The sequence below is a fragment of the Emticicia sp. CRIBPO genome (assembly GCF_009905725.1).
GTDB lineage: Bacteria > Bacteroidota > Bacteroidia > Cytophagales > Spirosomataceae > Leadbetterella.
Genome location: NZ_JAAAKV010000003.1, coordinates 408,200 through 421,713, shown reverse-complemented (window position 1 = coordinate 421,713; position 13,514 = coordinate 408,200). Strand labels below are relative to the sequence as shown.

At 45.1% G+C, this 13,514-nt stretch carries 5 protein-coding genes; all 5 read right to left on the bottom strand.

Annotation, left to right across the window (positions count from 1 at the left end; genetic code table 11):
- Nucleotides 1-211: 211 nt before the first annotated feature.
- Entirely contained in the window at nt 212-2,575 is a 2,364-nt protein-coding gene (locus tag GVN16_RS08590) for an ABC transporter permease (protein ID WP_166563453.1), read from the bottom strand.
- A 112-nt stretch (nt 2,576-2,687) separates the two neighbouring features.
- Entirely contained in the window at nt 2,688-5,117 is a 2,430-nt protein-coding gene (locus GVN16_RS08585; protein WP_166563452.1) for an ABC transporter permease, read from the bottom strand.
- A gap of 272 nt (nt 5,118-5,389) precedes the next feature.
- Nucleotides 5,390-7,882, bottom strand: coding sequence for a DUF5916 domain-containing protein (locus GVN16_RS08580; RefSeq protein WP_205748814.1), 2,493 nt, complete (start codon nt 7,880-7,882; stop codon nt 5,390-5,392).
- Between the two features lie 378 nt (nt 7,883-8,260).
- Nucleotides 8,261-10,633, bottom strand: coding sequence for an ABC transporter permease (locus GVN16_RS08575; RefSeq protein WP_166563451.1), 2,373 nt, complete (start codon nt 10,631-10,633; stop codon nt 8,261-8,263).
- Between the two features lie 260 nt (nt 10,634-10,893).
- Complete coding sequence (locus GVN16_RS08570; RefSeq protein WP_166563450.1) at nt 10,894-13,317, bottom strand: ABC transporter permease; 2,424 nt, start codon at nt 13,315-13,317, stop codon at nt 10,894-10,896.
- Nucleotides 13,318-13,514 lie beyond the last annotated feature (197 nt).

The following is a 13,514-nucleotide window of genomic DNA, read 5'->3' as shown; positions in this document are numbered from 1 at the left end:
ATTCAGCGTCCGGCTTTTATTAAAAAATTACTTTATAGCTTTTTATTACCTTTCATTCCACATTCACTCCCGCCCGAACAAAGTTCACGTCGGTCAGGCCCTTCCGAGACAGAGTCTCAGGCCGGGCAGGCATCCTATCAATCTATCGCTCAATCACTCCCGCCCGGGCAAAGCCCAGGTCGGCCATTCATTCATTCTATCATTCTATCATTCACTCACTCCTCAGGCTCTTTGCCGGGTCCATCTGTGCTGCCTGGTAAGTTTTAAGGCCCACGGTAAGGATAGCGATAAAAAACACGGCCACAAAACAGAAAAGAAGCAGACCCGAATTAAGCCCTGTGTGAAAAGTAAACACGTTCAGAAAAGCAAATCCGGCCGCATATCCGAGCGGGAGGGCGATCAGTGCGGCGATCAGCAGCAACTTAAGAAAGCCTCCTGAAAGCAATTTTACAATCTGGCTTACGTCAGCCCCCATCACCTTGCGGATACCGATTTCTTTGGTTCTCTTCTCTGTGCTGTAGGTGACCATGCCCAGCAGTCCCATTACGGCAATGACAAAGGCCACCACTGTGATCATCCCCAGGAATTTCATGTCTTCACCCGGAAAATAACGCTCGTACAGTTCGTCTGAAGACCAGGCAAACACAGCCGCTTCATAGGGGTAAAAATGTTTCCAGACCTTTGTTAACCCTGATTCGAAAGCCGTTTTGGAGACTCCGTCTCCCGTTTTTACTGATAAAATATGAAACCTTGACGGGTTGTACTGCATTACCAGGGGTGCGAGTTCATGATAGTTGGAAAAACAAAAATCCCTGACAACACCCTGCACAATCACCTCAGAGGTTTCGTCCAGGAAAACGGATTTACCGACGGCTTCCTGCGGACTACCCAGGTGAAGAGCTTTGACAGCTCTCTCGTTGAGTACCACAAAACCCGTTGCAGAATCTGAAGTGCTCTCCGGGAGGTTTTCGCCCGACACAAAACTCAGATTCATGTTTTCAACAAAACCCTTGTTCACCGCAAAATAATAAGCCTGGCGGTTTTCATCCCCCTTCTCAGGCTTGATGCGACATTTAGAAGCACCACCTCCAAACGGCCCCGAAGCCGCACCTACCTGCTCCACACCTTTCTGACGGGAGATTTCGTTGGCCAGCAACTGGTAATTATTGTCGGAAAGCGACAGATTAAGGATATTTTTACGGTTGAAATTCTCATTTTCGGTCGCCATATAATCAAACTGGCTGTACATCGTGGTAATGAAGAACATAAAAACCAGCGTCACAACAAACTGGATGACGATGAGGCTTTTCCGGAGACTCAGCTTACCGAAGGTGCGGGGACCGAGTTCGCCTTTCAACACCTGCACAGGCTGAAAAGCCGACAGTATCCTGGCCGGCAAAATTCCCGCTACCGCCCCCGTAAACACGGCAAATCCCAGGAAAATAAGCCACATCAGAAGATTATTGTCCACTTCCCAGGCCAGCCATCCTACATGGATATTCATTTTTAAGAGCTGGAAAGCCAGAAAAGCGATCAGCAAAGCAAAAAGAGCCAGCACCACCGTTTCCGTTAAAAACTGCATGACGAGTTGCCAGCGAACAGCTCCCGTGACTTTTCTTACACCCACTTCCTTTGCCCTGTTCAGCGATTTGGCCAGGGTGAGGTTGACATAATTAAAGCCCGCCAAAAGCATCAGCATAAACGCCATAGAGAAATTGGAAAACAGACTTAAAACCGAATCCACATAAGGATTGTTTTCAAGTCCTTCAAAATCAGGCGAAATATCACTGAGCCGCTGTGGTCTGAACTGGTGGCTGCTTTTCCCGAAACTGACTTCTTTGCGGCTTTTGGCAGCAATTTCAGTTAAGGCACGGTCCAGTACTTCTTTCCCGGCTTTTTTGTCCAGCAACGCAAATGTGAAAGTATCGTAATCCTTCCAGGCAGAAAGCTCATTCTTCTCTTTATGGGTCTGTAAAAACGTGGCCATAGACACCATCACATCGCTCCGGAAGTGTGTGCCCCTGTTTTTAAAAGGCTTCAGAACTCCGGAGATTGTAAATATGCCGAGGTCAGGGTGAGAGATGGTTTTTCCGACAGGATTGGCCGTACCGAAGAATTTCGCAGCCGTTTCATGGGTCAGCACCAGCGTCCGAGGCTCTACCGGGTAGGAACCTTTCTGAAGCGGAAATCCGAAAATCTTAAAGAACTGAGGGTCAACATAAATGCCGTTGACCCGGATAGACTTAAGCCTGTTGTTCAATTCTCCTTCAAAATGCCGGATCACACGGGTAGTCCTTTCGATTCCGGCGTATTCATTTCCCAACTTATCAGAAAGCAAAAAAGGCGAAGCGGCATAAGAAATCTTATCTCCGCCTTCTGTTTTCAGGTCTGTCAGGATCCTGTAAGTCCGCTCGGGATAAGGGTGAAAATTGTCAAATTCAAAGACATTCTGAATCTGAATCAGAGAAATCAGCGAGAACGCCATGGCCAGCCCTAAACCAAAGATATTGATGAAGGAGAACAATTTGTTGTTCCAGAGGCCTCTGAAGGCGATTTTGATGTAGTTTTTTATCATTTTTGCTCCACGCCCCGGGGCGTGGGATTATGGGTTCGGGTCGCTGTACCTTCGTGCCTCGAGGCACGAAGGTACAGCCTCGAGATGCGGCTTCGTGCCTCGAGGCACGAAGTTACTCGCTCTTCAGGGATTTGACCGGATTCATTAAAGCCGCTTTAATGCTTTGAAAACTTATCGTTAAAAAGGCGATTAATATCGAAAACACTCCTACCCCAATCAGCATCCAGAACGAAATGCTGATTTTGTAGGCAAAATCCTGCAGCCAGTAATTCATCACAAAATAAGCAATCGGCGAAGCGATGAAAATGGCAATCAGCACCAGTTTCAGGAAGTCTTTCGACAACAGAGCCGTAATGCTGAAAATACTGGCTCCCAATACTTTCCGGATACCTATTTCTTTGGTTCGTTGCTCTGCGATGTAGGTCACCAAACCGAATAAGCCGAGACAGGCGATGAATATCGTTAAAAAGGCAAATGTCAGAGCTACTTTACCAACCCTTTGCTCAGCCCTGTACATTTCGTCAAAGGCATCGTCCAGGAACCTGTAACTGAAAGGCATTTCCGGGGCCAGGGTATTCCATTTCGCTTCTATTTTCTGAATCAGCCCCGGCACATCAGCCGTGCTCACTCTGAAGGCAGTTTCCCAGTTGTTATTCCCCAGTCTGAAACACAAAGGCCCGACGTTTTTCTTCAGGGATTCGTAATTGAAGTTTTTAACCACCCCGATCACCTCATAAGCCACACTCTGGTTGTTATCGTCCATCGTATAAATGAATTTCCCGATGGGGTCTTTGTGGCCCATGATTTTAGCAGTCGACTCATTGATGATCATCTTGCTGGAATCGGCTCCGAATTCTTTCGAAAAGTTCCTGCCTTTGATCACTTCCATACCCAGGTTCGGAATGTAGTCGTAATCAATTCTCCAGGTCTGCATGTTAAACCCGTTCTTCATGTCCATCACCGGGGTAGTCGAAAAGGTGTTGTCGCTTCTTGAAGAATTGCTGACCGGAAGATATCCTGCAAAAGAACCGCTCTTTACGCCGGCCATTTTCTTGACTTCCTCTTTAAAGACCTCGTCATTGGCCTGAAGGGCATCAGTACCCCTGACCAGCAGCATCTGGTCTTTTTCATACCCTATTTTTGAGTTCTGGATATAGCTGAGCTGCTGATAGATCACGATCGTGCCGATCACAAGAATGATGGAAGTCACAAACTGGAAAGTGACGAGCAGGTTCCTCAGGTTACTTTTTTTGAAGCCCGTCGTGATCTTGCTTTTCAGCACTTCGATCGGCCTGAAAGAAGAAAGGAAAAACGCAGGGTAATAACCCGCCATAAAACCAACCACCAAAGGCAAAAGCAACAAAACAGGTAAAATCTTAGGATCAAGCAGGCTCGTGATCGAAAACTGCTTGGCGGAAATATCATTGAAATACGGAATAGCCAGAACGGTGATCAGTAAGGCAAATGCAAAGCTGATGTAACTCATCAGGCTTGATTCTGCAATAAACTGCCTGATCAGCGTGCCTCTTTCGGTGCCCAGTACTTTACGGATACCCACTTCTTTTGACCTGTTCGCCGACCTTGCGGTCGAAAGGTTCATGAAATTGATACAGGCAATCAAAAGAATGAAAATAGCCACGGCAGAGAAGATGTAGACATACTGCATGCTTCCATTTGGAGAAAGTTCAGCAAATTTATCAGACTTCAGGTGAATATCCGTCAAAGGTATCAGGCTGTATGACAGCTTATTACCGGTTTTTTCAAAGTCCTTCATGGTGTTGATCTGCATGAACTGTTTGGCTTGCGGTAGAATGTACTTCTCCGTAAACGGCTCAAAATTCTTTTCAAATGCCTTATAGTCAACATGATCTTTCAGTAGCAGATAAGTATGGAAATTATGACTCAGGAAATTACCCATCGTATAATTCACATTATCCATCGAAAACAGGAAGTCAAAATTAAAGTGGGAGTTGACCGGCATGTCTTTGATCACGGCCATCACGTTGTATACGGTTTTTTTACCGATGCCTTCTTCTATGCTTTTACCGATAGCGTCTGTCGTTCCGAAATACTTTTTGGCGGCTGTCTCAGATAAAATAACCGAATTAGGTTTATCAAGGGCCGTTTTAGTGTCTCCTGCAATGGAGGGGAAAGTAAATACCTCAAAAAAGGTCGAGTCCACATAAGCGACCTTAGGTTCATTGATGTATTCACTGCCTTTTTTGATGAATTTTGAACCGTCAGAAGCATAAATCCTGGCGTATTGTTCTACCTGCGGGTAATCCTTCTTCAGCGTTGCCCCCATCGGATCTGAAGATACTGCCAGTTTGAGTTCGGTTCCGCCGAACTTGATGTCGGAATGTATCCTGTAAATCCTCGAGGCTTTTTCGTTATAGCGGTCAAAGCTGAGTTCGTCAATCACATACAGCCCTATCAGCATAAAACAGCTCAGGCCGATAGCCAGACCGGCGATGTTAATGAAGGAAAAGGTCTTGTTTTTCAGGAGATTTCTCCAGGCGACTTTCAGGTAATTGCTGATCATAATTTTATAAGAATAAGTGAATAGCTGACTATAGTTGATTTATTACTAACAAACCACATGCCTGAATTCATAAACAGCTGTTTACAAGCATTTTAAAAATAGCAAAAGTTATTAAATGTCCGAAATCGGACACGGGCCTGTACAAAAGCGGACAAGGTTATTATCAATTGAATAACAGCGAATTATCCCTAATCCTGCAAAACAGGTGTATCAAAACAAAAAACGGGAAAATGGATAAACCACTCTCCCGTTTTCAAAACATTGCTGACTCCTTATGATCTGTCCTTTTTCTTCACAAAACTCTTAATCTGAAGATAATCAAGGAAATAAATGACTTTCATTGAAACATTGTTGTTCTGATCCGACTGCAGCGTACTCTGAAGGTTCTCAAAATAAGTATTATTGATTTTAGCCGCATCTGTGAAAGTGGCGTTTTTCCACACCAGGTTAAGGAAACTGCCCGGGGCAAACTGCCAGGTATACACCATGTCGATGTTGAAATAATTGACATTGCGGTTGTAAGCCTCTTCAGGTTTGGCCAGCGGATTTAATCCCCCGGTGTTGTTCAGTGTAAAGTACTCTTTGTTGTTTACTGTACTGGCATAGTGCCTGGCCCTGAAAGTCAGCCCCATTTTATTGGTAAAGTTATATTTCAGGTTCAGGATGTTGTCATAGGTACTGACTTTCCTGATGGCAAAAACAATGTCACCATCCGACTCGATTCCGGTAAAACCAAGACCTCTTGGCCGCGGCTGATAATTAATGGTGTGAGTGATCGAAAACTTGCTGTTAAACCTGTATTTCTGCTGAAGGAATACATCCATCCCGTTGACCCTGTAAAAATTGATAAATACCCTTTCAGCAATTTCGGTATTGAATGAGTACTTCTTAGCCGCATTGGATTCTATCCAGAAACCGGCCATCGCACTTCCGGCTCTTCTGAAAACCATGCCTTCCACCCTTGGTTCATAAAAATCATTCTGAGGCGGGTTATAGTTGAAGAATATACCGGCCCAGTTCAGTTTTTTGGTCTGGGCGTTGATATTCACCTGCAATCTTGACGTCTGGTACTTGGTTTTGATGTCGCCTATCGGAGAAAACAGGGAACTGACATTGGCATTAAAGTTATAGAAAAGCCTGTTGTACCATTTTTTAGGCTCGATGTAGCGGTATCCTACATACAGATAATGATTGATGTAGTTATTGTTCGTAAAATAACCGAGGTCATTGCTGTTAAAACGGGTATCGGTCAATTCCTGGCTGATGTTGTAAACAAACTTCCCGCTGGTTTTACCGAAACCGAAGCTGTGGTTGTAACCGATCCGGTCCTTGCTGTCCGGTTCTTTATAATTCAGACGGCTCAGGGCCACGCTTCCTGTCCAGTTGTAGGTATTTTTCTTGTCAAAGAAATTGAAAAGGGCAGAACTCACATTGGCATTGTAATCCTGGCTTCCCCTGATCACACTCGTATTGATAAAACTCACACTTGAGTTATGCTTCAAAGTCTGGTCTAATACAAAAATATTATAATTCGTCAGGGGATCCGTCTGAACCACCCTTGTATCACCGGTTTCCGTATTCTGGATCACGGCTTCCTGCGAGTGGGTAATGGCATTCAGAAGGCCTATCCCCAGCCCGTTTTTCGATCGTCCGGAGATTTTCGAGGCATTGATCAGTTTCGAAGCATTCGGATTGGTAAGTACCCTTTCATTGGATTTCAGGTCGTCATAAGCCTTGCCGAGGTGAATGGGTGTTCCCCCGATCCGCCTGGAATAAAACAAATTACCTTTGCTGAAAAGCTCTGTTCCTTCGGTAAAAAATGAGCGGTATTCATTGAATTTCACTTCAAACGGCGTCAGGTTCAGCACCTGGTTGTCTGACTGTACCTGCCCGAAATCGGGTATCAGGGTAGCATCCAGCGTAAAGGCCTGGTTAAGTCCCAGTTTCAGGTCCAGTCCGCCCGAAACCTGGCTGGTAAAGTTTTTCTGTCCCGGCGTGTTGACAGGAAAATGATTGCCGTACAAAGAAAAATAAGGCGAGAGCTGCAGCCTCACCGGGGGTTTGATGTCTGCAATGCCTGTCCATAAACCTTCCTGCGTCAGAAACCCGTTTATATTGGGATCAATGGCACTCCAGGTATATTGCTGTTCTGTCTTCCGCCTTCTCCGGGTGATGTTCATCCCCCAGTTCTGGACTTTGTCCTTGCTGAACCTGATGGCTGAGTAAGGCAGGAATATTTCAAACGACCAGCCTTTTTCATGTATCACCACGGCACTTTTCCAGACGGCGTTCCAGCTGAAGTCCTCCCCGCCGTTGTCGCTGTTATAATTGGTCGTCATTTTGGCATCCCACTGCTCACCGAGAGGGGTGACAAAGTATTCAAAACCATTTAACTTGTCATTATACGTATCGAAGATAATCCCGATGTAATCGTTCATCCCGAAACCGTCACGGCCGGCCAGTTCTTTGGAAACACTGTCGGCACTTCGTTCAAAACAGGTACCACCGAAGTAAATACCCTCATCGTCATACATCAGATATGAGTCGGTATGATTGCCTTTTTCTTCCAAACGGCCCACTACAGGGCGAAATTCAACATAATCTGTAATCAAAGGGGCGTCTTTCCAGGCAGCTTCATCGAGTTTACCGTCAATAACGACCTTTTTGTTGGTCCGGTGAGCTGAAACTGATTTGGGAATAATCTGAGCAACAGAGGTCTGGTACGTTAAAAACGCAAGGAGTTTTAAGAGAAATAGTTTTTTCATTTTATAAGTGATAGCTTAAGTGATTTGGGTTCTTCAGGCCCAAATCTATTTCATTTCAGATCTTATTGCACATTAAAATATGTTAATACCGGGAATATTAACAATAATTAGCAACCGGGAATAATCTGTTAATGATGCACAAATTACGTAAAGGTTGCATGGAAATGAAAATTTATTTTTTTTCTGAAGGAGAACGAAGGAAGGAAAACGGAGCAACAGGCGTTAGGCGTTAAGCCCCGATAAATCGGGGCCTAACGCCAGCTCGTCCCGTAGATATACACGGCGGTGCGTATCTGCGGGACGAGCTTACAACAGAGTTTACGTGCACGGTCTCGACAAAAGGCCAACAGCTTAAAGCTCAATGCCTGAAGCTTATAACTATTCGCTTTTCAACGATTCCACCGGATCCATCAGGGCGGCTTTGATGGCCTGGAAACTTACAGTAACCAAAGCAATCACAATGGCCAGTGTCCCGGAAACAGTAAAAGTGGTCCACGAAATATCCGTTTTATACGTAAAATCCTGCAGCCATTTGTCCATCATGTACCAGGCCAGCGGGAAGGCCAGTCCGTTGGCAATCAGCACGAGTTTGATGAAATCTTTGGAAAGCAATACCACCAGGTTACTCACACTGGCACCCAGCACCTTCCTGATGCCGATTTCCTTGGTTTTGATCTCAGCCGTGAAAGTGACAAGTCCGAACAAGCCCATGCAGGCAATAAAAATGGCAAAAGCCGTAAACACCGTAAACATTTTCGACATCCTGATTTCCGTTTTAAATGTCTCGTTAAACGCATCATCAAGGAAATAGTACTCAAAAGGTTTCTCCACCTCATATTTTTTATAAATGGCCTCTATCTTTTCCACTTTGGCTTTCAGGTCTGCTTTAGGGTCGACTTTGGCATAAAGTATCCCTGCAGAACCTTCCCTGGCCAGCAAGTTGGTGGTATCGCCGACCACAAAAAACGCCAGGGGTTCAATTTTCGACTGAAGTGAATTGAAGTGAGCGTCTTTAATGATTCCGCTGACAGACTCTCCTAAAAGTTGCTGTCCAACAGGATTCCCTTTAAAACCCAGGTCAAGAACGGCCTTCTCATTCAGCAGCACCACCCCCCCGTTTTTCCAGGAGTCCGTCTGGGGTTTGGTTTTCCATTCCAGTTGAAATGTCTTGACAAAATTCTGGTCAACACTCATCGACATGAGACCTACATCCTTGTTATTCGTAAAATTCTTGGTGAAATACATGTTATAGCCTTTGAAAATCTCAGTGCTGGCTACGGTTACATCTTCCACCCCGGATTCTTTGGCGATCTCATTGCGTAAAGCGAAAAAATTCTTCCCGGCTGTTTCGCTCAGCGGGATGCTGATGACCTGGTCTTTGTTAAAACCCAGTTTGGTCTGCTGCATAAAATTCAGCTGATCTTTCACAATAAAAGTCGAAATGATCAGGGCTATCGAAACGGTAAACTGAAACACCGTAAAACCTTTCCTGATACCCGATCCTTTCTGCTGGCTCGACAGTCTGCCTTTCAGCACTTCCATCGGTGAAAAACCGGAGAGAATCAGTGCCGGGTAAGAACCCGCAAAAAAAGCACTCAGCAAAAGCAGGCCGAAAATAATGCTGATAAAAAGGGGTGATATCAGGAATGAAGTATCTATGTTAAGGTTGAGTAATTCATAAAACGGCCGCTGGAAAGACTTGGTCATCAGGAAACTCAAAGCGAAGGCAATCAGGCAAACCAGTACCGATTCTACGTAAAACTGCCTGATCAGGCCTCCCCTGCCCGCTCCGGAAACCTTTCTCACTCCAACTTCCTTGGCTCTGAGGGTTGACCTGGCTGTTGTTAAGCTCATGTAATTAAACAAAGCCAGGAAAAGGATCATGACGGCGATACCGGCAAAGATATAGATCAGTCTCGTATTGCCTGAGTCTGAAAAGTTATTGCCCAGGTGAATGGTCGCAAACTGCTCCAGTATGTAATTGGCGGATTCATCAAAAGCCCCGGTTTGTTTTCCGGCAGCCAGGATATTTTTCGTGACTTTGGGAACGGACTTCTCATCATCGAGCAATAAATAAGTATTGAAGATCCCGGCCTTTTCCCACGACATTTTATCACTTTCGCTCAATTGGGGAATGGTGATGGAGGAAGCCAAAAAATCGAAATTAAAGGTCGAGTTTGAAGGAGGGTTTTCTGCCACCCCGGTAATCTCCATCAGGTGTTTGCCTTCGTAAAGCAGGGCTTTGCCGATCGGGTCTTTATCCCCGAAATATTTCTCGGCCATCCTTTCCGAAATGACCATCGTAAAAGGCCTGGTCAGTATTTCATTGACATTACCTTCCTTCAGTTTAAAGCTGAAAACCTTAAAAAATGAAGGGTCGGTGAACATAAAATTAGGTTCATAGAACAATTCGGCACCGGCAGCGGGATTCTTGATCACCACTTTTTTGTAGGCATTTTTTATCCTGACAAAATCTTTCACGCCGGGTGACGACGACTTGATAGCCGGACCGAGCCTGGGCGTAAATGAGTTGAACTGCATTTTCCGGCCATCCATATCCAGCTGGGCCATTATGCGGTAAATCTGCTTATGGTTCTGATGAAACTTATCAAAACTGAACTCGTGCACCACAAACATGAGGATCAGCATCGAGACGGTCATACCGAGAGCCAGACCAAAAATATTGATAAAGCTGTAAACCTTGTTCTTGAACAGGCTTCTGAAGGCGATTTTGATATAATTTTTAATCATGTTTGTTTTGGTTTTAAGCTCTCAGCGGTTAGCTGTCAGCGGTTAGCTGTCAGCTTTGTTTTCTTTCAAGGTATAATTCTGAAATTAGCCTGCCGTCAGCTTTTGGCTTAACTTCGGCTTCAAAGAATGATCGGGCGTCGATCGTGTGGAAAACAGACGTAGCACGTCTTTACCACAAATCCTTCATCACTCCCGCCCGGGCAAAGCCCAGGCCGGGGCATTCAAAATTTATTCAATCATTCTGTCATTCTATCATTCAATCATTCGCTCTTCAACGACTTCACCGGGTTCATCAGGGCGGCTTTGACCGACTGGAAGCTCACGGTACAGAAAGCAATGATCAGGGTCACCACTCCTATGACGGCAAAAACCCACCACGACAACTGCGTTTTGTACTCATAATCCTGCAACCACTTGTTCATCAGGTACCAGGCCACCGGCGAAGCGATGACTATGGCAATCAACACCATCGAAAGGAAGTCTTTTGACAGGAGTCCGACGAGGTTCGGAATGCTGGCTCCCAGCACTTTCCTGATCCCGATTTCCTTGGTTCTCTGGGAGATGATCATGATCGTGATGGCAAACAATCCAAGACAGGATAACAAAATAGTCAGAATGGCAGCACTCATGACGATCTGGGACATCCTTTCTTCTTTTTTATACTGGTTATTCGTGTTTTCATCCAGGAAAGAAGGCATAAATTCAGCTTTCGGGGCTATCTGCTTAAACGCCCTTTCAAGCACTTTCATCGTTTCAGCAGGGCTTTCCGGTGCCACTTTCACAAATATATAGGCTATCCCGAAATCACTCTGAAGGAAATAAGTCATAGGCTCAATCTTCGCTTTAAGTGATTCGAAATGATAATCTTTCACCACACCCACGATGTTTTTACCGAGGCTGTCACCCAGCGGAATGTTTCGTCCGATCGGGTCTTTAAAACCCAGTTGCTTCGCCATGGTTTCGTTGATGACAATTGACCTGTCTTTATCTCCAGCAAACTGCCTTGAAAAATCCCGGCCAGCGATAATCTTCAGGCCGAGGGTTTTGGTATAGTCGTAGTCAATATTCAATCCGTTGGTTTTATAGCTCTTTCCACCCATTTCAAACCCGAAAACCGATTTGTAGCCTGAGCCGTCCTTGCCCCTGCCTATGTTGATGTCAGCTCCCGAGATATCCAGGATTCTTGAATCATTTGCCAGCTCATTCCGCATAAAATCCAGTATTTTTTCGCCGGGAACGCCCACGCCCACGGGAATACTCACCACATGCTCCTTGTCAAAGCCCAGGGGCATATTCTGCAGATAATTGATTTGTTTCCAGATGATCATCGTACAGGTCATCAGCAATATGGCAATACTGAACTGGGCTATGATCAGTGAACTTCTGATCCCTCCGGAACGTGCACTGATTTTCACTTTTCCTTTCAGCACCTCCACGGTGTTAAACTTCGTCACCGACATGGCCGGATAACCACCCGCAATAAAGGTGATCAGCAGAAACCCAAGCACCAGCAGACCTATGACGACAGGGTCCAGCAGGCTTCCGAAACTCAGATGGCTTTTGAACAAGCCGTTGTAGGCAGGCATCAGGCTGGTAGCAATGAGGGTTCCGAGAGCAAAAGCCATCAGGCAGATGATAAACGCCTCGCCCCAGAACTGACCCAGGATCTGGGATTTCAATGCCCCCAGGGCTTTTCTCATCCCTACTTCCCTGGCTCTTGACAACGAACGGGCTATCGACAGATTGATGAAATTAATACAGGCAATAAGAATAACCAGACCGCTGATGATCAGCAGAATGTAAGGATAGGCCGCGTCAATGGCTCCACCGCCCCCTACGTTTTTATTGAAATGCACCTCAGGCAAAGGCAGGAATCTAAGGCTTTTTACCTCCCCTGCTTCGTCAGGCTGTGCCCCGTCTTTTTTAAGCTGCTGAATCGATTCTTTATAATATTTCGCGGTGAAAGTCCTCAGTCTTTTCTCAAAAACATCCTGTTTCACATGGTCTGCCAGCTGAACATAAATATCATGGTAGTCTGAGTCCCACTGATCTTTGGTATTCTGATACTCCGGATTTTTCTCAAATCTCAACAGCATATTGTTATCAATCGTAGAGTTTAGCGGGGCTTTTTCCATGATACCCGTCACCACATAATTCTCAATTTTACCGCCAAAATTAAGGCTGATGGTCTGTCCCATAGCCTCGGCTTCTCCAAAGATTTTTTCGGCCGTTTCCTGGTTCAGCACCACATTATTCACGCCGTCCAGTGCTTTGTCAGCATCGCCTTCTATCATTTTGAAAGAAAACATTTTAAGATAATCCTTATCTACATATTCCAGGTCCTGGTTGATGATCTTTTCGCCTTTCACGACCTGTGTTCCACCTCCCATTAAACGGGTGGCGTACCTGATTTCAGCATCATATTCTGATTTTAAAGCAGGCGTCAGGGGCGTATGCAGGTTGGCTCTGTATTCGACTTTTTCAGGGTGATTGATCTTGAAATAAACCTTAAAAATACGGTCCTTACCGGCCTGGAAATCATCAAAGGTAAACTCAAAATGTGCCGTGAGAAACAACAGGATGGCACACCCGAAGGCAATAGAAAGCCCGAAAATATTAATAAAAGCATAGGACCTGTTTTTCCACAGGTTCCGGAAGGCGATTTTGAGATAGTTTTTAATCATTTCTATTATTTGGAAAAAGGAGGAATGGAAAACGGAAAATGTCATTTTCAAAAACTCTTCCTAATGTTAAAATTCTTTATTTACTCTCCTTGGTAAAAGGAGAACGGAGAAATGGAAAACAATTCCTTTTCTATTACCTCCTCTTTTATCAATTTAATAATCTGTGCACCATGGTTGCATTAAAATCAGACGTAAAA